Source organism: Streptomyces sp. NBC_01716 (genome assembly GCF_036248275.1).
Lineage (GTDB): Bacteria > Actinomycetota > Actinomycetes > Streptomycetales > Streptomycetaceae > Streptomyces.
The window spans coordinates 4,645,065-4,671,158 of the sequence record NZ_CP109181.1; the positions used below are offsets into that span (position 1 = coordinate 4,645,065).

Below are 26,094 nucleotides of genomic sequence, written 5' to 3' on the forward strand. Positions count from 1 at the left end.
CTATGCTCGTGGATGACTCGTCAGGGGCCGTTAGCTCAATTGGCAGAGCAGCGGACTTTTAATCCGTTGGTTGTGGGTTCGAGTCCCACACGGCCTACCTCTAAGCCCCAGCTCAGCGCAGTGCTGAGCTGGGGCTGACGTCGTCTCAGGGGGCAAGTCGGGCGCCTGCTCGCCCGCTGCTCGCCCGAACTGCTGACGATCACGGCAAGACGAAGCCCTGCCCATCGGGGTGCTTCTTGGGTTCTGGTGGGCGGGGCGGTCTCAGCGGCTGACGGTGCAGGGCTTCAGGCTCGCCGGGTCAGGGACGGGGCGAACAGATCGCCTGAACCCCGAAAAACACCGACGCCGTCCAGGGTGTGCTCGCGATCATCCCCCACGCGAACAAGACGAGCGTGGCCGCCGCTTGGGCCTTGCGCTCCTTGTCGGCGGCTTCGTCTTCGGGGACCAGCTCCAGGAAGCGCTCGGGGAATTCGTCGGTGGGCCAGGCGCCGGGTGCGGGCGTTGTTCGTCTCGCCGGTCACCACCGGGAGGTATTTCTCCGCCTCGCGCACGAGATCGGGCATCTGAGGGCCATGGAGGGCGAGTTGGCGCGCAGCGCGACTGACTGGACGTCCGTACGCGGGGCAGAATACCGACCAGTCGAAATAGGGTGGCCCGTCAGCCCGGGAAGAGGGGCCGATGTCCGCGGCCGGTCATATGGCAATCGAGGCCAATGTCAGACCGAAACCTACCAGGACCAGGCCCGTCAGCCGCTCGACCCATCTCTGAGCTCGCTGCTGTGGGCGTGCGTGCCGCCGCTGGTTCTGGCGACGGCGGCTAATCAGCCGTCGCGTGGCAGGAACACACCACGACAGCAAGCCGAACCACACGATGTTCAGCAGGGCATGTGCCAGCGCGTACAGCAACGTCATGGAGAAGGCAGGGGCATTCGGTGGGATGAACTGAGGTAGCAGACTGACGTAGAAAATAAGCGCCTTAGGATTGAGAAGGTTCGTCGAGAGACCTGTGGCAAAGCTTCGGCGGGGTGCCGCTTCTGCCGCCTGGGTATGCTTCGTGGCTCGCGAAACCGCCTTGGAGCGTGAGGCGGCCAAAGCATGCACACCGAGCCAGATGAGCCAGAGAGCCCCAGCAACCTGCAGAATCCGGAATCCTATGGGGGAAGCCGCCAACAGCGCTGCCACGCCCACCGCTGAGGTAATTCCCCATACTGCGAGCCCTACCGACACCCCTAGCCCTGTCATGAAGGCCATACGTCCGCCCCAACGCACTGCGGTCCGCAGGACGAGGGCACTGTCCGGCCCCGGGGTGACGGTGAGCAAGGCGGCGGTCGCAATGAACGCGATGCACGCCGAGAGAATGTCGGAGCTCATGGTGTCTTTTCATTGGTGAGCGTAGGAACCGGTCGGCCGCTGGGCAACGACCCTCCGGATTGGGGAAAACATGGCAGCGCGCACCTGATAATCAGGCTCTGATCTCGTCCAGCCAGGCAGCAAACTCGGAAGAACGCAGAAGGTCCGAGTGGCCACCGGGAAAGGACCGGTGCGTGCACTTCTCGGTGGTTGCACGAACCCAGGCTTGGATCCCATCGCCAGTGGCCAGAAAATCCTCTTCACCACGTGCCGCAAAGACCGGACACCGGACTTTTGGATGAGCTGCTTGTGTGAATTCTCTCAGTAGCATGAGGTCTTGCATGGCCGTTTCGATAACAATGTCCCGCCAGTCGTCCGACTCATCAGAAAAAAGCCCGGGATCGATACGGTCCAGGTAGGCGGCGGCGTCCGAAGAACTCTGAGTGATTGACTCGGGTATCGTCAGCAGTGCGGGTGCCGTGGCACCCGTGACCACCAATGCGGAAACGTGTGCCCCGATTGCCTCCAGTTCGGTTGCCGTGACATAGGCGACGTAGGCGCCGTAACTATGTCCGACGAGTACCGGGCCAAGCGGCTGCAGACGTGTTACTGGGTCGACGCACGACTTCACGACCTCTGCGAATGATGTGGCTGCTTTACCGAAGTCCCGACCGAAACGACCTGGATATCGGGCGATCCGCGCCGAAGGACCCAAAGCGCGTAGCAATGGCTGTAGTTCACTTCCGAATGAGCCGGCGCCCGGGAACAGGACGACGTCAGGGGTTCCGGAACTCACCATCAGAGTTCGAGTCCAAGCTCGTCGATCACCATGGCGATACTGATTGCAGAAAGCCTGAAATCCCACTTGTCCGGAACGCTCAAGTCCGCGGGCGTGTCAAGGCAATCGGGGATGAAGATCCCACTGGCTTCAACCAGGCCGTACCAGTCATCCCAGGCGCGGGAATCCGTGACTGAGCGGAGATCGTACGCAGTGAATCCGTGCTTGCCACGACGTAGAACTGAGTCCGGAACAATTCCCTTGTAGGCTGACTTGAGGCATGCCTTGCCTTCGAAGTCAACCTGCTTCACACCGTCATCCATTTTCAGGGCCAGGGAGACCAAGGAGTTGCTAAGAAACGGATAGCGCCCTTCAACAGAATTCTTCATGAGCATCGAGTCACCGTGATCGCCGAGCAGATGGCCCGACAATTGAACGTATACGTCCGCGATGGAGCGTAGCTGCATCGGAGAGAGTCGCTTCACCTCGTCCTCCGTGAATGGGATGAGCCTGGATCGCCAGAACTCATTCCCATCGAGCGCCTCTCGGGCTCTCGGCGTGAGATAGGTCTCACGCCGATGACTCAGCTTCCGCCAGTTAACCTCCCAGCTGAAGTCTGCCCTGCCCCACGCCTGTTCGTTCTCCGCGCGCGAACTGCGATTGGAGCGGGTCGCACTGTCGAAGGCATAGGAGTCGTAACCGAAGAACAGTTCATCCGCCCCCTCACCGGATACAACTCCTTTGATCCCAGCGGAGCGGGCAGCACTCGCCAGCATCATGGCGGCAACGTTGTATGTTTCTCGCTGTGGATAGCAGCAGTGTCGGACCATGTCCTCGAACCGGGACGCGATGTCGGTCCGACGGCAAAGGATCTGTTCGTGTTTGCTCGCGGCGGTCTGTGCCACTTCACGCTGAAAACGCCCCTCGTCCAGTCCTGGATCGTCGAAGACGATCGAGAAAGTACGAACGGGCTGATCAGTGAGATCTGCTGCTTCCATCAGAATTGCAGTGGAATCGAACCCGCCACTCAGGTAGGCGCCAATCTCAACCTCGGCCTGCAGGCGGTCGCGGACCGACTTCCGGAGACTTTTTCGAATCGTCTCAGCAGACACGGGTTCTGCCGGTGACGAGAATTCTCCGTACCGCCAGTAGCGGAAGGTTTCCTGGTTGTTGGCAGTGAACTTGACGGCGCACCCGGGGGGAACAGCCTGGATCTCCTTCACGAGAGTACGTGGTGCGACGATGTTACCCATCGCAAGGTACTGGTCAACCGCACCAATATCCACCTTCCAGGGGCGATCGACGCACTGCACAAGAGGCTTGATCTCAGAGCTGAAGTGAACGCCAGAATTGGTCACGGTGTAGTACATCGGACAGATACCGAACCGGTCTCTGGCCAGGAAGAGTGACTTCTCGGCACGGTCGAAGACCACAGTGGCGAACTGCCCGTCGACCAGATGAAGACCTTCTACGCCGTACTGCGCGATGAGTTCCGGAACTACGGATACGTCAACGCCGTTCCCATAACGGGCAGAGCCCAATTTTTCGCGAAGATCTCGGGCATTGAACACCTCGCCATTGGTCATCGCTACATAGCGACCGCTGCGATCCTCCGCGGGCTGCCAACCATCGACCAGTCCAGTGAAGCTCAGGCGGCCAAGCTTCATGGAGACCGTCTCCGTATTCAGAGAGTAGGTCTCGTCGGGACCGCGGTGGACAAGCCGGGAATGCATGGCAGCGGCAACGCTGCGATCAATCCCACCGTTCGGGGAAAAGGTCCCGCACACGCCACACATCGTCCTCACACACCCCGGCCACTCAGATCATCGACAAGGGCCTTCAAACTCTCTGCCCGAAGTACGTCTCGGACACCGGCGCCCACCCAGCCGAGTTCCTTCAGCTTGTTGACCAAGATCACAGTGGATGCCGAATCGCCGCCCAGGTCGAAGAAGTTGTCGTCGGCGCCGGCATCGTCGACGCCGGTGAGCCGACGCACCAAGGCAAGGATCTGCTCCTCCGGCGCGACGTTCTCACTTGAGTCCTCTTCGGGCTGGCGCCTCGCCCTGAGGGCGTCTCGATCGACCTTGCCGTTTCGCGTATAGGGCATCGCCTCGACCTGGTGGATCAGGGAGGGGACCTTGTAGGAGTCGAGGGCCGTCTCCAGATGTGTCCGCAGGGCACGAGCGGTGACTGCACCCTGGTAGTAGCAGACCAGGGCATCAGCAACAGAGTCGTCCGTGTCCGCATACGTCTCGGCGGTTACCACCGCTTCCATGACGCCTTCGAGTCGACAGGCCGCACTCTCGATCTCGCCTGGATCGAGGCGAAAACCGCGGACCTTCAGCTGTCGGTCCAACCGTTCGACGAAGAACAGCTGTCCGTCGCGCTCCTCGACCATGTCGCCGGTTCGATAAAATCGGTGCGATTCGTCGTCCACGAAAGGATGCAAACCCTGCGGCGTCAGATAACCAATCGCGACACTTTCGCCGGTGATAGCCAGCTCACCGTGTGAGGACGCTGCTTCGTTGGTATCTTCCCCCGCCGTTGTGGACAACGGGAGGATCTTGTATGCGCAGTCTCCCACCACTGCACCGAGCGGTACGTAATCGGTGAAGTCATCTGGAGTCAACGGGGGGCTGAGGAAATTGCAAACAGTGCTTTCCGTGGTTCCGTAAGCATTGTGGAAGGCTGCTATGGGCGACCACTTCTGAACCACCGCGGGTCGACATGCCCCGCCACCGTTGATGACGTGCCGCAGGCTCATTGTATTCGTCGGATCGGTGGCCGTAAGCGCGAACGGCGTCGTTTTCAGGTGGGTAATGCGATATTTCTCCAGCGTAGATTGCAGCACGGTCCCCGGAATGAGCTGTTCCTCACCGGTGATCACCAGGCATGCGCCCGAGGTCAGAGTCCAGAGGATTTCCGTAATGCATCCGTCGAAGGTTAGACGGGCAAATTGCAGCGTGCGACTCTGTGTGACCAGTTCCAGGGAGCGCACATGGTCTCCCACCATGCGCGCCAGCGGTTCCGCCCTGACCAGCACACACTTGGGCTCACCCGTCGACCCCGAGGTGTGGATGGCATACCCGATACTGCCCCGGTACGGCGCGAGGTCTGCCGCAATATCTCGGCGACGCTTCGCATCGTCGCACCAATCGACCGGTGGACCGGCCAGCACAGGAAGGGGTGACGATGTGGCAGTCTTGGCAATCCTCTTGACTCCGAGCAACGACACCTTGTCCGAATTCGAAGACGTGCTGTCGCGGGTATCTATGAACACGAAGGGACGTCTGGCCCGTAGGGCTCCGGCCAAGGCCACGATTGAGCTGGCGGCACGGTTCGCCTCAATTCCGATGAACTCCCCGGGTTCGGTCCATCTTTTGAGTTCCTCCGCGAACTCGTGAACGTTTGCACCAAATTCTTGGTAGGACAACACTCCATGTGCTGTCTCGATCGCGCTACCTTCCGGATTTTCTTGGCAGACGCGTTCGATCGCCTCGGTAACTGGCACCTGATGCACAGTTTCTCAGCCCTTCACTGTGTGTGAGAGGACGCCAATGCCCTCGACGACTGAGACGATGGAGTCGCCGGGATTGATCACTGCGGCCCCTGGGGTCCCGGTACAGATGACTGTTCCAGGTGAAAATGTGCGTCCTGCCGTAAAATACTCGACCAGGAATCCGAGATCATACTTCATGTCAGCCACAGGGGCGGAGGCCACGGTTTCGCCATTAAGAATGGTGGAGACCTGAATCGACTGGAGTTTCGCATCATCGAACTCGCCAAGGCTGACGATCTGAGGGCCGACGCTGCAGAACGTATCGAAGCCCTTGGCCCAAGGAATATATCGAGGGTTCTCGCGTATGACGTCTTCGGCGGTCAGATCGAGGACCGAGGTGACGCCCGCCACAACAGACCGCCACTCGTCACGCGGTACGTTTTTGCATTCCGTGCCGATGACAAGGCCAAGTTCCGCTTCCGCGGTCACCCTCTTACTTTGGGTCGGCAGCTCGATCTCTTGACCGTTGCCGATGAGACAGCTTCTCGGCCGCAGGTATGAACCGGGCCCAGAGGATGGCTGCCGAGTATTCAAGTCCTGGGAGTGACCTTTGTAGTTCAAGCCGGCGCCCCAGACGTCTCCTGTATCGACAACGGTCGCGGCTTGTTCCAGGTGGATGTCGGCGGGTTCAACGTCCTGTAGCGACCCGAGTAGTGCTGACAGCTCGCTCAGGCGGGTCGTGTCCAGCAGGTCACTCAAACGCGTCGGGGTTGCATAACCTTCGATTCCGGACAGCGAGATCCAGCTGTCGCCGTGGCTCGCAAAAATCTCATAGCTGTTACCGGTTTTGAATCTCGTCAATCGCACTGACTCTCCCATTTTTCGCTTCGTCGAAGGATGTTAGGCAGATACAATCTTTCGAGAGAGATCGCGTGCCGCAGCGCGAATATCGTCCTGGTTCGTGTTTCCTGTGGTCTGATTGACCGCAGCTTCCATCAGTGAAGCCGGATCCACGGCGAACTCGTCGCATAGCTGCTCGACAAGGGGAAAGAATCCGGAATGTATCCCGATGACCCCGCCGAGGACCTGCATGTTTCGGTCCTCAGGAAGGAGTTCCAAATTGGTCCGACAAAAGTCTGCGTGCTTCGCCAGCGCTTTGTAATCAAACTTGTCCTGACCGAGGGAACTGATTATCCCGGCCAGGGACTCAGTCTCAGCGTTACCCGCACCGCGGCCGATGCCGTCGAGCGTTCCGTCAGCGATTCTTGCGCCTGCCTCGAAGGCCGCGAGGCTGTTCGCGTTCGCCAACCCAAGATTGTCGTGGCCATGGAAACCAACGACCGGAAAGGATTCCCTTGCGACGGTCACGTAGCGATGGACGTCACTGGGAAGCATGGAACCATACGAGTCCACCACGTACAGGCCGGCGATCTCCGAGGTGACATCTGCCAGCAGACTCGGTAGCTCCTCAGCCGGCGTGCCACTCGTTTTCATGAGGTTGAGGTAGACCGCATCACACATTCCGGTGGCAGTTTCAATGTAGTTAACGTAGTCCGGCACCCGCTCGGGTTCCATACCGATACGCACGAAAGACATGCCTTCGTCGCAGAGTCTGGCCAGGGTAGAGAGCCCGCTAAATTGTGGTTGCGCGAACATACCCCAAGAAGTGGCCGACAGCTCCGACTGTGCGATCTCGCACCAATGTCCGAGATCAATATTGCTGGGCTTGATGCCGGTGAGCTCAGCCTCGAAACCGAGACCGTGCCCGATTTCAACCATACTGATCGGCGTCTCGTTAAGTCGGCCGAGGAGTTCGATGACGAAACTCTCATCGAGTTGAAAATCAACGGCATAGGAACCATCGCGCAACGTCGCATCAAGGAGTTCGACCTCCTGTGGATTGAACTGCAGGCCGTATACTGCAGGCATATCTACCCTCCGAATCCATTAGTTTCGCGACAAAATGGAGAACCGCTGTCAAAGCATTGTGGCGCGTGACAAGAACAGGAGAAGAGAAGGCTGAAGAGGCTGAAGAACGCGCCCCTTCCCGTGGCCGAGACCGCGGGGGCGTCTCGGTCATCGTCGGTAGACCCGACGGACATGCTGGGGAATGGGTTCAATGAGGAGACATTTGTGTGATGTGTATCACTCGCCTGTGTTGGATGCCCTTTTCAGCCGGCGCGTGGCGCGATTGAGAGGTCATCTCATTTGGGGACACCGGTGGCCTGACGGCGTGTTGATGGTCGAACGCTTGGTGCCGGACGGGCTGTGGGAGTTGTTCCAACTGGTGTTCGGTCCGTCCGGCGCCGCCGCTCACCGCCGTTTCATGGAACTGTGCTGTACGTCCAGCGGGAGATCACCAGGCCCGCCCGTACCGCGTCGCCGAGGCCGTCGAGGGTGATGAGGAGGAACAGGGTGAGGGCCGCGCGGCCCAGTGAGCCGTAGTGCTCCGGGTCCTCGGTGGCGAAGAAGACCCAGCCGGTCATCGCGTAGACGTACAGGAGCAGCGCGCCGACGAGTACGAAGCTCACCGTTCCCGGCAGGCTTTTGCCGACGGCCACGATGACGATGCGCAGCTGTGGCAGGAAGCGGGCCGCGCGTACGACGCGGGCCAGCCGCAGGAGCCGCAGTACGGTCGCGTTCTCGCGCGCGAAGGGCATGAACGCCAGTCCGACCACCGCGAGATCGAAGACGTTCCACGGATCGCGGAAGAACTCCTTGGGGCGGTCGGCACAGGCCGCGGCGCGCAGCAGGATCTCGGCCGTGAAGGCCGCGAGGAAGACGTGTTCGGCCGTCTTCAGCAGGTCGTGCCACTGGTCGACGGCGCCGGTGCAGGTCTCCGCTCCCAGCAGTACGGCGTTGCCGAGGATGAGGCCGAAGACCGCGGCGGTGAACGGCGCCGACTCGGTGATACGGCGCGTACGGACCGCCACGGCCCGGCGTAAGGCGGGGGACCGCTCGGACATCACTCGGTGGTGCCCGTCGCTGGGCCGACGAGTTCTTCCAGCAGGTCTTCCATGGTGACGAAGCCGAGGACGGTGCCCTTGTCCCCGGCCACCGCCGCCAGATGGGTCCCGGCGGATCGCATCGTGGTCATGGCGTCGTCGAGCGGTGTGCCGATCTCGACGCGGACCACCGGGCGCAGAGCGGTCTTCGACAGGGGCCGGTCGCGTTCCGCCACCCCGAGGGTGTCCTTGATGTGCAGATATCCCCGCACCTCGCCCTTCGGCCCGGTGACCGGGAGGCGGGAGAATCCCGAGGTGGCCGCGGCACGTTCCAGTTGGCGCGGTGTGACGTCGTGGCCGACCGTGACCGTTCCGGCGAGTGGCACCATCACCTCGCCGACCGGCCGGGTGCCCAGCTCCAGGGCGTCGCGCAGCCGCTCCCCGTCGGCCGGATCGATGAGGCCGGCGTCACTGGAGCCCTCCACCATCCGTACGAGCTCGTCGTCGGTGAAGACCGAGGCGACCTCGTCCTTCGGCTCGACCTTCATCAGCCTCAGCAGCACGTTGGCGAAGGCGTTGATACCGAAGATGACCGGCCGCAGGGCGCGGGTCAGGGCGACCAGTGACGGAGCCAGGATCAGCGCGGTGCGCGCTGGCGCGGCGAGCGCGATGTTCTTGGGGATCATCTCGCCGATCAGCATGTGCAGATAGGTGGCCAGGGTCAGCGCGATCGCGAAGGCGATCGGGTGGACCAGTCCGGCGGGCACACCGATGGACTCGAACGGCGGCTCCAGGAGATGGGCGATGGCCGGCTCGGCGACCGCGCCGAGCACGAGGGAGGAGATGGTGATGCCGAGTTGGGCGGTCGCCATGGCCGCCGACAGATGCTCCAGCCCCCACAGGGTGTTCCTGGCACGGGAGTTGCCCTTGAGGGCGGCCGGCTCGATCTGGCTGCGCCGCACGGAGATCAGGGCGAACTCGGCCCCGACGAAGAAGGCGTTGGTGAGAAGGGTGAATGCTCCGATGGCCAGCTGAATGGCTGTCATGACGGTTCCGTGTCGTTCGGTGCGGCCGGGGTCGGCTCGGGGGCGGTGACGCGGACGCGGTCCGCACGATGGTGTTCGACGTGGAGCACGGCCAGTTGCCAGCCCTGGACCTCGAACCGGTCCTGGGGCGTGGGGATACGGGCCAGCCGGTCGGCGATCAGCCCGGCGAGGGTCTCGTAGGAGCCCTCGGGCGCCTCGAACCCGATGCGTTCGAGCTCGTCCAGACGGATACCGCCGTCCGCATCCCAGACGGCGCGGCCGTCCGCGGCGGGCTCGCGCTCCACCAGACCGGGGCTCTCCCGCGGGTCGTGCTCGTCGCGTACGTCGCCGATGACCTCCTCCACGATGTCCTCCACCGTGACGATGCCCGCGGTACCGCCGTACTCGTCGACGACGACGGCCATGGTGCGGCTCTGCCTCAGCCGTCGCAGCAGCCGGTCCACGGGCAGCGTGTCGGGTACGCGCAGCGGTTCGGTCGCCAGCGCGGTGACCGGGGTGTCGCCCCGTACCTCCTCGTCCAGCGCCAGCACGTCACGGATGTGTACGGTGCCGGTGATCTCGTCCAGGCTGCCGCGGCGCACGGGGAACCGGGACAGCCCTGTCGCCAGGGCCAGGTTCGCCGCGTCGGCGGCGGTGGCGTGGGCGTCCAGGGCCCGTACGCCGACGCGCGGGGTCATGACGTTCTCGGCGGTCAGCTCGCCCAGGTGGAGTGTGCGGACGAAGAGCTCGGCGGAGTCCTTCTCGATGGCGCCTTCGCGGGCGGAGTGCCGTACGAGGGCGACGAGTTCCTCGGGCGTACGGGCCGAGGCCAGCTCCTCGGCGGGCTCCAGGCCGATCCGGCGTACGAGACGGTTCGCGGTGTTGTTCAGGTGCCGGATCAGCGGGGCGAAGCAGGCGGTGAAACCCCGCTGAGGGGCCGCCACCACCTTCGCGACGGCGAGCGGACTGGAGATCGCCCAGTTCTTCGGTACGAGCTCGCCGATCACCATGAGCACCACGGTGGACACCGCGACGCCGAGCAGGGTGGCGGTGGTCGAAACCCCGCCCGACGGCAGGCCGGTGGCCTCCAGCGGGCCGCGCAGCAGCACGGACAGGGACGGCTCCGACAGCATGCCGATGACCAACGAGGTGACGGTGATGCCCAGTTGGGCGCCGGACAGCTGGAAGGTCAGCCGCTTCGCGGCCTTCAGGGCGCTGCCGGCACCGTGCTCCCCGGCCTCGGCGGCACGCTCCAACTCGCCGCGTTCGACGGTCGTCAGGGCGAATTCGGCTGCCACGAAAACGGCGCACGCGAGGGTCAGTGCCAGGGCGAGCAGCAGCAGGAGTACGGCGCTCATCGCGGCACCTCCGTCCCGTGGCTCGGCGGGGCCGGGGCGGGGGCGCCTGCGCCGGGAGGTTCATCCATGGCGGACCACAGCTCTCTGTCGGGTCGGTCGGCCGACCTGGGGACGGGCGGAGTCGGACGTAATCGGATGGAGTCGAGCTGAATCGGATGGAGTTGAGCGCAATCGGACGGAGTCGGATCGGGCACGGTCGTGATCAAACGGGTGCGGTCGTGTTCAGCGGACACCGTCGAAGTCGCCGCCGACGGTCAGGGTCACTTCACCGGGGGTGGCGTCCGCGTCCCCGGCGGCCTTCGTACCGGGCAGCCGGGAGGCGAGCGCCCGTGCCTGCCGCTCCAGCCCGCCGGGAAACCTGACGGACGTGTCGTCGGTGTCCTCGGGCGCGTTGCCGGTCCCCACGACGGTGAAGCCGGCCGCGCCCAGAAGCTCCGCGGTCTTCGCCGCCTCGCCCGCCCTGCCCGTTCCGTTGAGTACGCGGACCCGGACCGCCGCCGCGTAGAGCGGGTTCTCGCTCGCCGCCTCGACCGACTTCTTGTCGACTTCCCGGTCCTCGGCCAGGGCGGCGAACAGGTCGGCGGCCTGCGGGTACTGCCAGACGACGTTCGCCTTGTCGGTGGGCACGTCGGCCTCGCGCGGGTAGTTGGGTACGGTCAGAAAGGTCAGCCGGTCGCCCGGGATCCCTCGGAGTTCGGAGGCGAGCGCCGTGAGTGGCTTGATGCCGGCCAGTGCCTTGTCCGTGGTGAGCGACTCGGTCGCCGAGTCGAGGAAGCCGTACAGGGCCGTCGGACTGGTCAGCTTCGTCTGCGCCTTGGCCGCCAGGGCCTCCATGAACTCCTGCTGACGGCCTATGCGGCCGATGTCGGATCCGTCTCCCACGCTGTAGCGGGTTCTGACGTAGCCGAGCGCCTTCTCGCCCTTGACCGTCTGGCACCCCGCGGCCAGGTCGAGATGTGCCTTCGTGTCATGGATCGCCGTCTCGGGACAGACCTCTATGCCGCCCAGGGCGTTCACCATGCCCTTGAACCCCTGGAAGTCGACCGACATGAAGTGGTCGATGCGCAGGCCGGTGTTCTCCTCGACGGTCTTGATGGTGCAGGCCGCGGCGCCGGCCACCTCGCCGCCGGTGCCGCCGACCGCGAACGCCTCGTTGATCTTGAATCGGTGTGCCTCGGACATGGTGCCGTCGCCACGGTCGCAGGCGGGTATCCGGACCCAGGAATCGCGGGGCAGGGAAACCACGGTGGCCCACTCCCGGTCGGCCGACACGTGCATGACCATCAGGGTGTCCGACTGCATGGTGGTCAGGCCCTTGCCGTACTTCCCGTTGTCGCCGTCGCGTGAGTCCGAGCCGACCACGAGGATGTTCTTCGAACCCGGGCTGGTGTTGGCCGGCCGGTCGCCGCCGAGCTTGCCGTCGATGTCGGCGGAGTGGATGTTCCCGTCCAGGCTCCGATAGGCCCAGAGGCCCGCACCGCCGGCGGCCACCAGCAGGACGGCCAGCACCGCGCCGCCACGTACGAGGAGCCTGCCGCGCCGGGTGAGCCGCGCGTCCTGCTCTCCGCCGGCTTCCCGCGCCGCGCGTGCCCGCGGCTTCCTGCGTTCCCCGCCCATGCCGATCCTTCCGCGTCCGGCCCCGGCCCGCCCGACCGCCGGACCGAACCGCACCTCGACGGAACTCTACATAGCTGTAGAGGTCGGCCCGCCGTCGGCCTTGTCCAGCGGAGTCCGACTCGCCCTAGAGCGGAGTCGCCGCTTTCAGTACGAGGAAGAGCGCGATCGCGGCGTTGAGGGCCGACAGCGCGGACAGGGCCGTGCCCGCCGCGGCGACGTACGCCGCGAGGCCGGCCGGGGTGAGCGCGGGCGGCCAGCGCCGGTCCGGGGGCACCGGGACCAGCAACGCCGCCACCCTGCGCGGGACGGGTCCGGCGGCGAACGCCGGCAGGGGCGGCACGGAAGAGCGCCGGGAGACGAGCGCCGCCTTGCCCACGGCGCGGGCGGTAGTGCGCCGGTCGCCCGTGACACGGGCGGCCTCCTCGTCCGCCCAGCGTTCGGTGCTGTAGGTGAGGGCGGACATCAGCGGGCGCAGCAGGGGATTCGCGCGGCCCGCCAGCCGTACCGCGAGCAGCAGGCGGTGATGGCGGGCGGCGAGATGCGCACGCTCGTGCGCGAACAGGGCCTCGCGCTCCGCGGGGTCGAGGCACGCCAGCATGCCGGTGGACACCACGATCCGGCCCGGAGCGCCGGGCAGCGCGTAGGCGTACGGGGACGTGTCACGCAGGACCGCGACCTCGGATTCGGACCGGGCCGGCGAGGAGTCGAGCGCGCGATGCGCGAGGACGCGGAAACGGTGATGCCGCACCACGGCGCACGCGCACGCCGTCGCCACCACCAGCAGGGCGACGATGGCCGCCTTGCCGAAGAACTGGTCGTGCGGCACGGCCTCCCGTACTTCCGGGTCCGACCAGCCGTCGGGCAGCGGATTGCCGGGCAGCTGTGCGGTGCCGACGACCACCAGCAGTCCCAGGCACAGCGTGCTGCACGAGGCGAGGATCACCGCGACGGTCGTCAGCAGCCGGGCCGCGCGGCGCGGGTGCAGATGCCGCTCGGCCAGGCGCGCGATGGGCAGCGCGGTCAGCGGGAGCACCAGAGGCAGAAAGACGAAGACGCCCATGGATCATTCGTCCGGTTCGGCCGTCGGCCCGGCGGCTGATCCGGACCCGGCGTCGTTCAGCAGGGACCTCAGCAGGGCCTCGTCGTCGGAGGACAGCGCCGAGACGAAGCTGGACAGGACCGCGTCGCGGTTGGCCTGCCGGTCGAGCAGCCGGCGCATGCTCAGCGCGGTGAGATCGGCCTCGTCCACCGCGACCGACTGCCACAGGACGGGCCGCCCGGGTCCGGTGCGGGTCACCGCCTGCTTCTCGTGCAGACGGGTCAGGATCGTGATGACCGTGCTGTACGAGAGGTCCTCCCCGAGCCGACGCTGAACCCAGCCGACGGGCACCGGCGCCGTGGCATCCCCCAGCGCCGACAGCACCAGCGCTTCGAGCTCCCCCTGCCCCCGCCGCCGGGCGCGCGGAGCCTGCCCCTGATCGTCCCGCTCTCCGGCCACGACGTGATCCCCTTCTCGAGCCCGGCCGTCCACTCTCGCCGATCGAGGCGGATCCCGCACCATCCCATCTCTACAGTGTTGTAGATTTCACGGACGGGCACAGAGCCGCCGGACGGTCGCCGTCCGGGACACGACGAGTGGAGAGCGGGAAACGCGATGGGTGTGAGCCTCGGCAAGGGCGGAAATGTCTCGCTGAGCAAGGAGGCCCCCGGCCTGACCGCGGTCCTTGTCGGCCTCGGGTGGGACGTCCGGACCACCACCGGGGCCGACCACGACCTGGACGCGAGCGCGCTGCTCTGCGACCAGGCAGGCAAGGTGCTCTCGGACGAGCACTTCGTCTTCTACAACAACCTCAGGAGCCCGGACGGCTCCGTCGAGCACACCGGCGACAATCTCACCGGCGAGGGCGAGGGTGACGACGAGACCGTGAAGGTCGACCTCGCCGCCGTACCGGCGGGTGTCACGAAGATCGTCTTTCCCGTCTCGATCCACGACGCCGACACCCGTGGCCAGAACTTCGGGCAGGTACGCAACGCGTACATCCGTGTCGTCAACCAGGCGGGCGGCGCCGAGATAGCGCGCTACGACCTCACCGAAGACGCGTCCACCGAGACCGCGATGGTCTTCGGCGAGTTGTACCGGCACGGCGCGGAGTGGAAGTTCCGCGCGGTCGGGCAGGGCTACGCCTCCGGCTTGAGCGGAATCGTCAAGGACTTCGGCGTCAACCTCTAAGGGTTTTCGGCCTCTGAGCGCTGTCGGTCTCCGCACGCGTAGGTTTTCCGTGCCCGTACCTCTTCCGTACCCGTACGTCATCGACCGGCCATCCCACCGTCCCCCGCCGAGAACGGAACGAACCATGAGCGTCAATCTTTCCAAGGGCCAGCAGATCAGCCTCACCAAGTCCGGTGGCGGTGAACTCACCGTCGTACGGATGGGACTCGGCTGGAAGTCCGCCCCCCGCAAGGGCTTCTTCGCCCGCATGACCGCCCGCGAGATCGACCTGGACGCCTCGGCCGTCCTCTTCGCCGGGAAGGACGCGCAGGACGTCGTCTTCTTCCAGCACCTGAACAGCGACGACGGATCGGTGCGGCACACCGGCGACAACCGGGTGGGCGGCGCGGGACAGGGCGGGGACGACGAGTCGATCGTCGTGGACCTGCAACGCGTTCCCGTACACGTCGACCAGATCGTCTTCACCGTCAACTCCTTCACCGGCCAGACCTTCGAAGAGGTCGACAACGCCTTCTGCCGTCTGGTCGACGAGACCACCGGACAGGAACTGGCGCGCTACACCCTGACCGGAGGCGGGCGCCACACCGCGCAGATCATGGCCAAGGTGCGGCGCTCCGGCACCGGTTGGCAGATGACGGCCATCGGCGCCCCCGCCGACGGCCGTACCTTCCAGGACCTGATGCCCGCCGTCGCCTCGCACCTCTGACGGGACCGCTCCCGCCTTCCCCCGCCCACCGCGTGGGGATCGAGCGGTGAGACGGAACCCGGACATTCGCGCGATCGTTTGAGGATGATCTCCGGCCCAGTGTCTGCGATGTCAGCAGGACAGCCCAGGAATCATCAAGTCGCTGGAGACTCGCATGAGTTCGCGCCTCGCCGTCCGGTCCACCCGGTCCGCTCGCTTCGCACTGGCCGCCGCGGCCATGGTGGCCCTCACCGCGACCCTCACCGCCTGTGACTCCGGTGGCGAGTCCTCCACCGGCAAGGCGGGCAAGGCGGCGAACGCCGGCTCCACCGTTGAGGACAACGATGTTGACGGGGCGAAGGACGACTACTACGACGAGGACAGCGGCTCCGCCGGCAAGGACAACGACGTCGACGGGGCCAAGGACGACTACTACGACGAAGACGGCGGCAAGGACAACGACGTCGACGGGGCCAAGCAGGACCACTACGCGAAGCCCTGCGACAACGGGGACCTGGACTTCTCGCTCAAGCTGGAGTCTCAGGCCGGCGGCTACTACCTCGTCACCGCCAAGGCCAAGCCCGGCGTCGTCTGCCTCCTCCAAGGCGCGCCCGAGCAGGTCATGTTCGGGTCCGACCCCGACACCGTGGCGTCCAACGCCGAGGAGGGCTCCGGCGACAGCATCAAGCTGAAGGGCTCCACCGCCGCCTACGTCGGCGTGAACCCCAAGAGCACCAACAACGACGAGGGCAAGATGTTCGAGACCCTCATCGTCTCCGTCTCGGACGACGGCGACAACGCCGGTCAGCTCACGGTGGAGTCCGCCGATGTCGACCGGCCCCAGGTCACCAACTGGCACGTCAACTCGGCCGATGTCGTCACCCCGTTCCTCTGAGCCGACACGCCCGAGGCGCCAGGAGGAAGCGCGTCGTTAGACTGCCCCGGTGATCGGTCTTCGACGAGCACCGGAGCTGTGGCGGCGGATCCGCCCCGGCGTCTGGTACGTCCCGCTGGCGCTGGTGCTGCTCGTCGCCTCGTTCGTACCGGCGTTCCAGAGCCATGGGACCTTGCTCGGCGGTGTGCCGGACCGGCCCTACGATGTGCTGGCCGTCGTGGCCGTCGGACTCCAGTGTGTACCGCTCGCCGTGCGGTGGCGGTGGCCGGTCGTCTGTCTCGCGCTGGTGGCGGTGGGCTTCGCTCTCGACCAACTCCGGGGCTACCACTCGCTCGCGGGCACCGCGCTGCCCATCGCGCTGCTGACCGTGGGGTCCCGTCTCGACCGGCACCGGCGTGCCACCGCGCTCGTCTTCTCCGCGGCGTACGTGCCGCTGGCGGTCGCGCTGTCCCGGCTCGGTACGGGGGAGTCGCCCGGCGAGTACCTGACCTTTTATCTGGCGCTGGCCTTCGCGTGGGGCATCGGGGTGTGGCTGCGTTCCGGCCGGGCCGCGGAGGCCGAGCGCCGCCGTCGGCTCGCCGAAGAGACCCTCGCCGCCGAACGCACCCGTATCGCCCGCGAGTTGCACGACGTGGTGACCCACCATGTGACGGCGATGGTGGTGCAGGCCGAGGCCGCGCGGTATCTGACCGCGGCGCCCGAGCGTCTCGACCAGACCCTGACCGCCGTCACCGACACCGGTCGGCGAGCCATCACCGATCTGCGGCAGCTGCTCGACCTGCTCAACCCCGACCATGGAGTCGAGCCCGCGACGCCGCACGTCGGGAGGCTTCTCACGCTCGTGGAGCACACGCGCCGGGCCGGGCAGCCGGTGGAGTTCACCGAGGAGGGCACGCCCGCGGAGGTGGCCGGCAGCGCCGGACTCGTGGCCTACCGCGTGGTGCAGGAAGCCCTGACGAACGCCCTCAAGTACGCCCACGGCAGCCGCACTTCGGTTCAGGTACGGCACCGTGAGAAGGAGATCACCGTGGAGGTCAGCACGGACGGTTCCGGCTCGCGGTCGGCGTCCCCCGGCGGGAGCGGGAAGGGCCTGGCCGGTCTACGGCAGCGGGTCGACGTCCTGGGCGGCGACTTCAGCGCCGGACGGCACACCGGCGGCCGTTTCGTCGTGCGGGCACGGATACCCGCGGGGAGCCCGTCGTGACCGAGCCGATCCGGGTCCTGGTCTGCGACGACCAGATGCTGATCCGCACCGGGCTGGTGACGATCATCGACGCGCAGCCCGACCTGGAAGTGGTCGGCGAGTGCGGCGACGGGCAGGCCGCGGTCGACCTCGCGCGCCGGCTGCACCCGGACGTCGTGGTGATGGACGTACGGATGCCGGTGCTCGACGGCATCGCGGCCACCGGCATGCTCGCCGGTGCCGGGGTGGCGAAGCCCGTGAAGGTGCTCGTGGTGACCACGTTCAACCTCGACGAGTACGTGTACAAGGCGCTGCGCGCGGGGGCGAGCGGCTTCCTTCTCAAGGACGCGCCCCCGGCCCAACTGCTGCACGGCATCCGGACCGTGGCCACGGGCGCGGCGCTGCTCGACCCCGAGGTGACGCGACAGGTCGTGGGCCGGTACGCCGCCAGGATCCGGCCCGCCGACGACACCCCGCAGGACATCCCGGTGACCCCGCGCGAGCTGGAGGTCCTTCGACTCATCGCGGACGGTCTCTCCAACAGCGAGATCGCCGCGACCCTGCTGATCAGCCCCGAGACCGTCAAGACCTTCGTGTCGCGCATCCTCACCAAACTCCAGCTCCGCGACCGTGTCCAGGCCGTCGTCTACGCCTACCGCCACGGCCTGGTGACCTGACGGGCGTCATGTGGGCGGCGGGCGGCATCAGCTCGCGGCCCGCGAGCCGGCCCCGGCGCGGGAGACGACGCTCCGTATCGCCTTGGCGGCGACCTCGGGCTCGTCGATGTATATGTAGTGCTCGCTGTTCTCGGCGGTGCTCAGCTTGCTGTTGGTGGAGACCGCGAGCCACTTCTCCTGGCCCTTGGCCCAGGACTCTTCCAGGGTCGGCCCGTACTCGGGAACGGCCGCAAGATACTTCTTCCCGTGCTGGATCACCTCGACCGGGATGTCCCCGGCGGAACGGACCTCCCCGTCGGGGGTCGCGAGCATCTCCGGGCTCTTCCCCTCAAGGACGGCCAGGGTCTGCTCACGCAGGTCGGCCGCCATGCCCGTGGCGGACTCGGGGATCCCGTCGGTGAGGTCGGCGGTCTGGGTCGGCGAGGTGGCGTCCATCATGACCAGCCCCTTGACCCTGTCCTGGTGGTCGGGGGCGTACCTGGCGGCGATCAGCCCGCCCAGCGAATGCCCGGCCAGGACGACCGGGGCGTCACCGGCGACCTCGTCGATCACCGCGGTGAGGACCTTCCCCGTGCTGTCGATGGTCTGCGGTCCGCCGGGCTTGTCGCTCGCGCCCGCACCGAGCCGGTCGTAGGAACAGACCCGGTCCCGCTTGCTCAGACTCTTCTGGAAGCCGGCCAGCTTCTCCACCGAATCGCCTCCCCCGTGGAGAAGGACGACGACCGGCCTGCCCTCGGCTGCCTTGCCCGAACAGGACACGTTCACCGACAGGCCGTTGAACTCGATCTTCTTGGTCCCCGTGAACGTGCCCGCGTTGTCCGCCTGTTCGGTGGCGGTCGTGGTGCTCGCGGACGGCTTCGAATCCGCGTCCGAGGACTCCTCACAGCCGACAAGCCCCACACCGGCCACGGCGCAGCACAGCGCGAGCACAGTCGATGTCCTGCGATGACGGACCAGATTCATGACGACTCCTCGATAAGGGCCGCGGTCGTAGCGCCTGCGGCATGCCAAGAACGCTACGGATCTTGCGGTCCGGAATCGTCACCACTCCGAGGGCACCTGCACGTAGCTCGCACGGGGGACAGACCCCGACCATGTCACCCGTGCGCGGGGGCCGGGCGCCCGTTCAGCGCCGTAGCGCCGCGTCGATCGCCGCGAGGTAGTCGCTCACCGGCCCGAGCGTGAGCAAGCCGCTTCCCGCGCCCGCGAGTTCGGCGGACGCCGGGGCCAGGCGGTCGCGTACGCGGGTGAGTACGGTCCGGTCGCCGAGCGCCAGCGCCGCCGTCGCCTCCAGGCAGCAGCACGCCTCGTACAGCAAGTCGCGGGGCGGTTCCGGCAGTTCGCGCAGGGCGGTGCGGGCGGTGGCGTGGTCGCCCGTGGCCAGGGCCGCCAGCGGGGTGATCCAGGGACGGTACGGGCCCCAGTCCGCCCGCGGGTCGAGCGCGTCGGGCGGGGGAATCCGGGGGCCGTCGGCGGAGAAGCGCAGGGACAGCAGCGCGAGCGGGAGAAGGCCGTGGGTCAGGCCCGGCATGCCGGAGTCCGGCAGATCGGTGGCGGCACTCTCGTACGCCGACCTCGCCTCGGCGATGTCGCCGGACGCGGACAGGCGCAGCGCGCCGTACCACCGGGTGAAGACGCCCACCAGCGGGAGTTCGTGGAGCGCCGCCAGACGGTCCGCGGCGATGGCATGGGCGTCGGCCGCCGCGAAGTCGCCCAGCGCGCAGCGTGCTTGGAGGAGGATCAGATGGCCGAGCACCTCGAAGGTCACCAGGCTGTGCCGGGCGCCCAGCGCGACCAGTTCCGCGCCGGTCTCCGCACGGCGCGGTGCGAGGCCGGCACGGGTGAAGGACTGCATGAACGTGCCGTTCAGCGCGAAGGCCAGCAGCGCCGGATCGTCGAGCCGGCGGGCGATCGACTCCGCCTGGGCCGCTGCCTGGGGGCCGCGCGAGGAGTGCGAACCGCGCGTCTCCACAGCCACGGTGGCGAGCAGCCGGCAGCGCACGGCGTCGTAGGTGCCGTGTTCGTCGGGCGGCGGCAGCGCGGCCAGGGTGCGTTCGGCGGCGGCGACGATCCGCCGGGCCAGTTCCGGGTCGTCCCCGCGCGTCCAGATCGCGGGGACGTCGAAGGCACCGATCACCCTGCCGGTCAGTTCCGGGTCGCCGAACTCCTCGGCGGCGGTGACGGCCGCCAATCGGTGTTCGCGGGCGGCCGTCAGACCGCCGCCGCCGGTCACCGCGAGGTCGCGGAGCAGGCCCACCGTCGTCTCCAGGCGGGCGCGGGCGCCGGCCGCGACCGTGCGGTCGTACGCGGCGGCGGCCCGCGTCCACAGGCGCGCCGCCGTCTCGCCGGGGCCTGCGGGGTCGGCGGGGCTTGCGGGGCCTGCGGGACTGCCGGGATCAGCGGGACGGGCCAGGGGTTCCCAACTCGCCGGATCCGGAACGGCGTTGAGCGCCGCGTCCTGCGCCAGAATGTCCGCCTCCAGTCTGCGCAGCCCAGGCCCCGGGTCCAGCCCGAGCTGTTCCACCAGCGTCGAACGCGCCCTCCGTAGGACGGCGAGCGCGTCCCCCTGCCGGCCCGCCCGGTACAGCGCCAGCGCGAGCAGCCGCCACGCGTCCTCGCGCCAGGGGTGATCGGCCAGATGCGCGTCCAGATCGGGGACGGCCTCGGCGGCGAGGCCGAGGGCCAGCCGCGCCTCGGCCCCGCGCTCGACCGACCGGAGCCGCAGCTCGGCGAGGCGGGCGCGTTCGCCCCGTACCCACTCCTCCCGCGCGAAGTCGGCGTACGCGGGCCCCCGCCACAGCTCCAGCGCCTCGTCCAGCCGCCGCAGCGCCCGCGCGGGCGGCAGCTTCGCCGCCTCGCCGACCGCCGTCTCGAACCGCCAGGCGTCGACGGCGTCCGGCCCGGCGCGCAGCGCGTAGCCGGGGCCGTCGGTGACGAGCAGCCGGGCGGGGGTACGGGGCGGACGGTCCGGCTCCAGGGCGCGGCGGAGCGCGGCGACGAAGGTCTGTACGGAGCCGACCGCGCCGGACGGCGGTGAGTCCGGCCACAGGTCGGAGACCAGCCGGGCGACGGGGACGACACGGCGGCGGGCGACGATCAGGCGGGCCAGTACGGCACGGTGGCGCGGCCCCTTGAGAGCGATCGGGCCGCGCCGGTCCTCGGCGGTCACGGGGCCGAGCACACCGAACAGGACCTGTTCCCGCGCAGACTCCCGCTCCGGCTCCGGTTCGCGTTCCATCCGACCCTCTTCCGGGCTTCCGCCCGCCCCACGACGCGCCACGACCCGCGCTGACCGACGGACGCTGACCAACCGCTGATTCGCGCCCCACAGGCTTGAACCCGCGCTAGCCGCGCGACCAACGCACGTCAGCCTACGAAAGAGCGGACCATGCACCCCACCATCCCCGGCTTCACCTACCGGCGCGTCCCCGTCGCCGACGACGTCACCCTCAACGTCGCCGTCGGCGGCTCCGGCACCCCGGTCATGCTCCTGCACGGCTTCCCGCAGACCCACCTCATGTGGCGGCACGTCGCCACCGAACTCGCCTCCCACCACACGGTCATCTGCCCCGACCTGCGCGGTTACGGCGCCAGCGACAAGCCCGCCGAGGTCGAAGGCGTCACGTACGCCAAGCGCACCATGGCCGCCGACACCGTCGCGCTCGCCCGCGCCCTGGGGCACGAGCGGTTCGCGCTGGCCGGCCATGACCGGGGCGCCCTTGTCGCGATCCGCGCGGCCCTGGACCACCCGGACGTGATCACCCACCTCGCCTCGCTCGACGTCCTGCCCACGCTGGACACCTGGGACGTCATGCACGGCACCGGCGCCGCCGTCGGCTTCCACCTCTATCTGATGGCGCAGCCGCCCGGTCTGCCCGAGCTGATGATCGCCGCGAGCGCCGACGCCTTCTTCGGCCACTTCCTCGACATCTGGACGCGTGACCCGGGGGCGATTCCGGCCGGCATCCGGGCCGAGTACCTGGCGGCCTCCCGCGCGGCCGTCCCCTCCATCGTCGCCGACTACCGTGCCTCCGCCGGGGTCGACATCGCCCACGACCAGGCCGACCGCGACGCCGGCAACCAGCTGCGGATGCCGGTCTCCGTCCTCCAGCAGGACTGGGGTACGGCGCTGGGCTTCGACGCCGCCGCGCGGTGGCGCGCCTGGGCGCCCGAACTGAAGCACGCGACCGTCAGCTGCGGCCACTTCATGGCCGAGGAGGCACCGGATGAGGTCGTCAGGGCCGTACGGGAGCTCGTCACCCGCTGAAGTCGGCCCGCCGCCCATCACCCGGGGACGCGCCCCCGGGCCGTCACTCCACCCGCAGCGCGCCGAGCAGCCGCCCCAGCGCCGCCCTCGTGTCGGCGGGGTCCGCCGGGTCCTCCGACGTCGCCAGCCACAGCGCCGCCTCGTTCATCGCGCCCGACAGCAGGTGCGCGAGGGGCGCCACCGGCTGCGCGGCGATGACGCCCTCCGCCACGAGCGCGGTGAGCGCCTCTTGAAGATGACGCGCCGACGACGCCTCGTCCATCTCCCGCCACTCGGTCCAGCCCAGTACGGCGGGCCCGTCGACCAGCATGATCCGCTGAATGTCCGGCGCGGTCGTCGCCGTGATGAACTCCTGGCAGCCCGCGACCAGTTGGTCCCAGGAATCGTCCCGCGCGCCGGCCGCCTCCGCGACGCGGTCGCCCACCTCCTTCTGGAGGTCGCGCAGTACGGCACGGAAGAGCGCGGTCTTGCTGTCGAAGTGGTGGTAGAGCGCGCCTTTGGTCACGCCGGCGGCGGTGACGATCTCCGCCAGGCTCACCGCGCCGTAGCCGACCTCCGCGAAGAGCCTCCGGCCCGCGCGCAACAGGGTCTGCCTGGTCCGCTCCCGCTGCCGGGCCCTGGCCCCGTGCTGCTCCCGCGGCATGGCGTTCCCCTCCGTCTCCTCCGTCGCCCCCGATTGACATACCGATGGCATGCGAATAACGTCGTTCACGTACCGATGGTATGCGAAAGGAGGCCGTCATGGAGCTGACCAGCTTCTATCCCGTGATCGCCACCGCGCGGCTCCAGGAGTCCCGTGACTTCTACACCCGGCTGCTGGGGTTCGAGACGACGTTCGAGGTCGACTGGTACGTGAGCCTGCGGCGCCCGGGGACCGTCCCGTACGAGCTCGCGCTCCTCGATCCCACCCACCCCACACTGCCCGTGGGTTACCGCAGACCCGTCCAGGGGCTGCTCCTCAACTTCGAGGTGGCGGACGTGGACGCGGAGTGGGCGCGGCTCGTCGAAGGCGAGGGGCTGACGCCCGTACTCGGCCTGCGCAGCGAGGACTTCGGGCAGCGGCACTTCATCGTCGCGGACCCCGGTGGGGTGCTGATCGACATCATCACGCCGGTCGAGCCGGCGGAGGAGTTCGCGCACCAGTACGCCGGGGCGGGCGCGTCCTCGGGGCCGTAGCGGGCGTGACGAAGGCTCCGACCGGAACGCGGACCGGTCGGAGCCTTCGTCGGCGCCGGGCGCCAGGCCTCGGGCGTACGCGCGGGCGTGGAGCGGCGTGCTTGGAACCGCGGGCTCGGAGCCGTACGCGATCCGCCCCGGATCAGCTCTGCGGCGGGCGGTCGTCGCCCGGCGTGGGCCGGTCCTGTGAGCCCAGCTGTTCGTTGAGTTTCTGCTGGGCGGTGTCGACCTGGCCCTTGTGCTTGTCACCGGTCTTCTTGTCGACGGCGTCACCAGCCTTGTCGACGCCTTTTCGGACGGTGTCCTCGTGGCCCTTCACCAGGCCCTTGAGTCTGTCGAGCATCGACATGGCTCGTCCTCCCTTGTGGGGTTGCTCCCCACCCAGCATCGGGGCGCCCGTCGCATCCCGCATCCGGGCGACGAAAAAGCGCACAGAAGGGGCGCAAGCTGCCCATTTCGCCGGGATCTCCGGACAAAGACCGGCCCCCGAGGCTGCGCTCCAGCCCCGGGAGTCGCACTCTTGACCGTATGAGTGACGCACCGATCGTCGTACACCGGCCGTCCGGGACGGGCGGCCGGAGAGTCACCGTCCGCGGCCGGATCATGGGACTCGCCCACAACGACGACCACCTGATCGAATTCCTGCGGCTCGCCGGGCTGCCCGACGCGTGGGAACTGCTCGACGATCCTTCCTGGGTCGAGTGGCAGGGCGGGCAGCCGCACGAGTACGGCCCCGAGTGACGAATCGCCCTCCTTGAGGCTGCTGTTCCCGCCTCAGGCCAACTGCCGCTGTTCCGCCACGATCGGCGTGAGCTGTGTGAGCGCGTCGATCCGCCAGTCCGCCGCCGCGACGATGTCCGGATCGTCCGCCGTCAGATACCCCCAGTGCCCGCGCCGCAGATGCGCCGCCCGCAGCCCGGCCCGCTGGGCGGGGAACAGATCGTGCATGGGGTGGTCGCCGACATGCAGAATCCGTTCCGGCGCGGTGTCCGCGGCCTCCACCACCCGCGCGAAGAACTCCGCCGACGGCTTGGCGACGCCCCACTCGCCGGACGTGGCGACCAGGTCGGCGGGCAGATCGAGGCCTCGCAGCAGCTCACCGGCCTTGACGGTCTCGTTGCCGGCGATGATGACGCGTACGCCGAGCTGATGCAGAGCGGCCAGGGCGGGCCGTACGTCGGGATAGAGGTCGGACTCGTCCAGGTGCTCGCCCCGGCCGGCGGCTTCTCTCGCCCGGTACGCCTCGCCGACATCTATGCCCGGCTTGATGAGGTGGAGGGCGTCGGCGCTGTCCCTGCCCTGAGTGGTGACGGCGCCGACCAGTGCGGAGATGGTGTGGCGGGGGACGCCGAGCCAGTCGGCCCAGGAAGCCCAGTGGCGGTCGTCGCGGACGAGAGTCTCGCCGACGTCGAACACGATGGTTTCGATCACCGGCGTAAGCGTAGAGGGCTCCGGATGGTGACTGTGCGAGGTGGCGGGGTACACGCTCTGCCCATTGTCAGTGGCTGGCCGTAGCCTTACCGCATGTCAGCTTCCTCTGATGCCAGTGCTTCCGTCCGTCCCGCCGCCGTCGTCAACGCGGAGATCCGTGCCCTGTGGGCGCGTGCGGGCCGGGCGCTGTCCCCCGCCGAGCAGGAGGAGTACCAAAGGCTGCTGGTCGAGTGGGCCGCGGCGATCCGCGCCGATGTGGTGGAGGCCGCCTAGGCCGATCGGGGCCTTCGGCGGGTAAATGGAAATGATCTTGGTCCGGATGGCGTAATGTTGCAGTCAACGGCGCGGGGTGGAGCAGCTCGGTAGCTCGCTGGGCTCATAACCCAGAGGTCGCAGGTTCAAATCCTGTCCCCGCTACTCGCAGAGAACGAAGGCCCGGATCCACTGGATCCGGGCCTTCGTCGTGCGCGCGCCTCGTTCCCGACTCGCGCGGCCACGGCTGAGCCACCGTCATCGCACCGGCCCGCCGATAGCCCAGTCGGTCGACAGCGGGTAGCCGCCCGGCGCGTAAGAGGCCAGCCTGGGGGGACGCGGTACCGTCCGCGGCATTCGACGGACCGGGCAGGAGGCCAGTGGTGGGGCACCTGAGAGACAGCGGGGACGACGGGACCGGGGACGGCCCCCTTGGCGGCGGCGAGCACCCTTCCGCCAAGGGGGCCGTCCCCGATCCCTCCGCCGAGCGGCCCGCCCGTAACCCCTCGCCCCGCCGCACGGCCCACCGTCCCGCCGTCTCCTCCAGGCTCCGCCGGTTCAACGGCGGCGTCCGGCGCCTGGTCCAACGCGGTTTCCGCCGCGCCGACGAAGGCTTCCGGCTGGCGGACGCCGACCCGGACGACCCCACCTGGCGCCGCTCGCACCCCGTCGAGAAGCACCCGCCCGGTTTCGGCCCCGAAGACCCCCGGCCGCCAAAGCGCGGACG

The 26,094-nt window shown here is 67.8% G+C and carries 25 protein-coding genes, 2 tRNA genes and 1 pseudogene; 11 read left to right on the plus strand and 17 right to left on the minus strand.

From position 1 onward, the window contains the following. The first annotated feature begins 24 nt into the window (after positions 1-24). Positions 25-97: transfer RNA gene (locus OIE74_RS20320), tRNA-Lys, on the plus strand. 595 nt (positions 98-692) lie between these two features. Here the strand turns inward: OIE74_RS20320 and OIE74_RS20325 are convergent. The 12 genes and pseudogenes from OIE74_RS20325 to OIE74_RS20380 all read right to left on the minus strand — a co-directional run bounded on the left by OIE74_RS20325 (position 693) and on the right by OIE74_RS20380 (position 14,069). Continuing rightward, positions 693-1,370 (minus strand): LysE family translocator, encoded by a 678-nt coding sequence (locus OIE74_RS20325; RefSeq protein ID WP_329385622.1) that lies wholly within the window; start codon positions 1,368-1,370, stop codon positions 693-695. Positions 1,371-1,461: 91 nt separating this feature from the next. After that, complete coding sequence (locus tag OIE74_RS20330) at positions 1,462-2,148, minus strand: thioesterase II family protein (protein ID WP_329385625.1); 687 nt, start codon at positions 2,146-2,148, stop codon at positions 1,462-1,464. After that, positions 2,148-3,923 (minus strand): asparagine synthase (glutamine-hydrolyzing), encoded by a 1,776-nt coding sequence (asnB, locus tag OIE74_RS20335; protein ID WP_329385628.1) that lies wholly within the window; start codon positions 3,921-3,923, stop codon positions 2,148-2,150. Before asnB ends, OIE74_RS20330 begins: the two co-directional genes overlap by 1 nt. A gap of 5 nt (positions 3,924-3,928) precedes the next feature. Beyond that, on the minus strand, positions 3,929-5,638 hold the full coding sequence (locus tag OIE74_RS20340) for a non-ribosomal peptide synthetase (protein WP_329385631.1): 1,710 nt from the start codon (positions 5,636-5,638) through the stop codon (positions 3,929-3,931). 15 nt (positions 5,639-5,653) lie between these two features. Next, the gene (locus OIE74_RS20345) at positions 5,654-6,493 is read right to left on the minus strand and encodes a fumarylacetoacetate hydrolase family protein (RefSeq protein ID WP_443076168.1); all 840 of its coding nucleotides are present in this window, start codon (positions 6,491-6,493) and stop codon (positions 5,654-5,656) included. Positions 6,494-6,526: 33 nt separating this feature from the next. After that, positions 6,527-7,555 carry a hypothetical protein gene (locus OIE74_RS20350; protein ID WP_329385637.1) on the minus strand — a complete coding sequence of 343 codons (1,029 nt, stop codon included), beginning with the start codon at positions 7,553-7,555 and terminating at the stop codon, positions 6,527-6,529. Between the two features lie 413 nt (positions 7,556-7,968). Further along, a pseudogene (locus tag OIE74_RS20355) lies at positions 7,969-8,592 on the minus strand (ion transporter); the annotation flags it as partial. Then, positions 8,592-9,617 carry a hemolysin family protein gene (locus OIE74_RS20360; RefSeq protein WP_329385639.1) on the minus strand — a complete coding sequence of 342 codons (1,026 nt, stop codon included), beginning with the start codon at positions 9,615-9,617 and terminating at the stop codon, positions 8,592-8,594. The gene OIE74_RS20360 and the pseudogene OIE74_RS20355, both read right to left, overlap by 1 nt. Further along, positions 9,614-10,954: a hemolysin family protein gene (locus tag OIE74_RS20365; protein ID WP_329385642.1), complete on the minus strand. Its 1,341-nt coding sequence runs from the start codon at positions 10,952-10,954 to the stop codon at positions 9,614-9,616. The genes OIE74_RS20360 and OIE74_RS20365 overlap by 4 nt, the downstream gene beginning before the upstream one ends. 222 nt (positions 10,955-11,176) lie before the next feature. After that, the gene (locus OIE74_RS20370; RefSeq protein WP_443076169.1) at positions 11,177-12,571 is read right to left on the minus strand and encodes an LCP family protein; all 1,395 of its coding nucleotides are present in this window, start codon (positions 12,569-12,571) and stop codon (positions 11,177-11,179) included. Between the two features lie 124 nt (positions 12,572-12,695). Then, the gene (locus tag OIE74_RS20375) at positions 12,696-13,631 is read right to left on the minus strand and encodes a M56 family metallopeptidase (protein ID WP_329385645.1); all 936 of its coding nucleotides are present in this window, start codon (positions 13,629-13,631) and stop codon (positions 12,696-12,698) included. A 3-nt stretch (positions 13,632-13,634) separates the two neighbouring features. After that, a complete protein-coding gene (locus OIE74_RS20380; RefSeq protein WP_329385648.1) occupies positions 13,635-14,069 on the minus strand; it encodes a BlaI/MecI/CopY family transcriptional regulator in 435 nt (144 codons plus the stop codon). Between the two features lie 156 nt (positions 14,070-14,225). Between OIE74_RS20380 and OIE74_RS20385 the strand changes: the two genes are divergently transcribed. The 5 genes from OIE74_RS20385 to OIE74_RS20405 all read left to right on the plus strand — a co-directional run bounded on the left by OIE74_RS20385 (position 14,226) and on the right by OIE74_RS20405 (position 18,241). Next, on the plus strand, positions 14,226-14,801 hold the full coding sequence (locus OIE74_RS20385; protein ID WP_329385651.1) for a TerD family protein: 576 nt from the start codon (positions 14,226-14,228) through the stop codon (positions 14,799-14,801). A 124-nt stretch (positions 14,802-14,925) separates the two neighbouring features. Continuing rightward, a complete protein-coding gene (locus OIE74_RS20390) occupies positions 14,926-15,507 on the plus strand; it encodes a TerD family protein (RefSeq protein WP_329385655.1) in 582 nt (193 codons plus the stop codon). Positions 15,508-15,661: 154 nt separating this feature from the next. Next, entirely contained in the window at positions 15,662-16,381 is a 720-nt protein-coding gene (locus OIE74_RS20395) for a DUF4232 domain-containing protein (RefSeq protein WP_329385658.1), read from the plus strand. Between the two features lie 49 nt (positions 16,382-16,430). Next, a complete protein-coding gene (locus OIE74_RS20400; protein ID WP_329385660.1) occupies positions 16,431-17,585 on the plus strand; it encodes a sensor histidine kinase in 1,155 nt (384 codons plus the stop codon). Continuing rightward, a complete protein-coding gene (locus OIE74_RS20405) occupies positions 17,582-18,241 on the plus strand; it encodes a response regulator transcription factor (protein ID WP_329385663.1) in 660 nt (219 codons plus the stop codon). Before OIE74_RS20400 ends, OIE74_RS20405 begins: the two co-directional genes overlap by 4 nt. Before the next feature lie 27 nt (positions 18,242-18,268). Here OIE74_RS20405 and OIE74_RS20410 read toward each other — a convergent pair whose 3' ends face one another. After that, on the minus strand, positions 18,269-19,198 hold the full coding sequence (locus OIE74_RS20410; protein WP_443076368.1) for an alpha/beta fold hydrolase: 930 nt from the start codon (positions 19,196-19,198) through the stop codon (positions 18,269-18,271). Between the two features lie 169 nt (positions 19,199-19,367). Beyond that, the gene (locus tag OIE74_RS20415) at positions 19,368-21,479 is read right to left on the minus strand and encodes a BTAD domain-containing putative transcriptional regulator (RefSeq protein WP_329385669.1); all 2,112 of its coding nucleotides are present in this window, start codon (positions 21,477-21,479) and stop codon (positions 19,368-19,370) included. 150 nt (positions 21,480-21,629) lie between these two features. Here OIE74_RS20415 and OIE74_RS20420 point away from each other — a divergent pair, with 150 nt between their 5' ends. Then, on the plus strand, positions 21,630-22,508 hold the full coding sequence (locus OIE74_RS20420; RefSeq protein WP_329385672.1) for an alpha/beta fold hydrolase: 879 nt from the start codon (positions 21,630-21,632) through the stop codon (positions 22,506-22,508). A 43-nt stretch (positions 22,509-22,551) separates the two neighbouring features. Here the strand turns inward: OIE74_RS20420 and OIE74_RS20425 are convergent, their stop codons facing one another. After that, complete coding sequence (locus OIE74_RS20425) at positions 22,552-23,151, minus strand: TetR/AcrR family transcriptional regulator (protein WP_329385675.1); 600 nt, start codon at positions 23,149-23,151, stop codon at positions 22,552-22,554. Between the two features lie 98 nt (positions 23,152-23,249). Here OIE74_RS20425 and OIE74_RS20430 point away from each other — a divergent pair, with 98 nt between their 5' ends. After that, a complete protein-coding gene (locus OIE74_RS20430; protein WP_329385678.1) occupies positions 23,250-23,684 on the plus strand; it encodes a VOC family protein in 435 nt (144 codons plus the stop codon). Positions 23,685-23,826: 142 nt separating this feature from the next. Here OIE74_RS20430 and OIE74_RS20435 read toward each other — a convergent pair whose 3' ends face one another. After that, positions 23,827-24,033: an antitoxin gene (locus tag OIE74_RS20435; RefSeq protein WP_329385681.1), complete on the minus strand. Its 207-nt coding sequence runs from the start codon at positions 24,031-24,033 to the stop codon at positions 23,827-23,829. 179 nt (positions 24,034-24,212) lie between these two features. Here OIE74_RS20435 and OIE74_RS20440 point away from each other — a divergent pair, with 179 nt between their 5' ends. Beyond that, on the plus strand, positions 24,213-24,425 hold the full coding sequence (locus tag OIE74_RS20440) for a hypothetical protein (RefSeq protein ID WP_329385684.1): 213 nt from the start codon (positions 24,213-24,215) through the stop codon (positions 24,423-24,425). 33 nt (positions 24,426-24,458) lie between these two features. On the opposite strand, the gene OIE74_RS20445 is transcribed toward OIE74_RS20440, so the two are convergent. Continuing rightward, positions 24,459-25,115, minus strand: a complete 657-nt coding sequence (locus tag OIE74_RS20445) for an HAD family hydrolase (RefSeq protein ID WP_443076170.1) — start codon at positions 25,113-25,115, stop codon at positions 24,459-24,461. Positions 25,116-25,208: 93 nt separating this feature from the next. Between OIE74_RS20445 and OIE74_RS20450 the strand changes: the two genes are divergently transcribed. Then, the gene (locus OIE74_RS20450; RefSeq protein WP_329385687.1) at positions 25,209-25,388 is read left to right on the plus strand and encodes a hypothetical protein; all 180 of its coding nucleotides are present in this window, start codon (positions 25,209-25,211) and stop codon (positions 25,386-25,388) included. A gap of 70 nt (positions 25,389-25,458) precedes the next feature. Further along, positions 25,459-25,532, plus strand: a tRNA-Met gene (locus OIE74_RS20455). Positions 25,533-26,094: the final 562 nt, after the last annotated feature.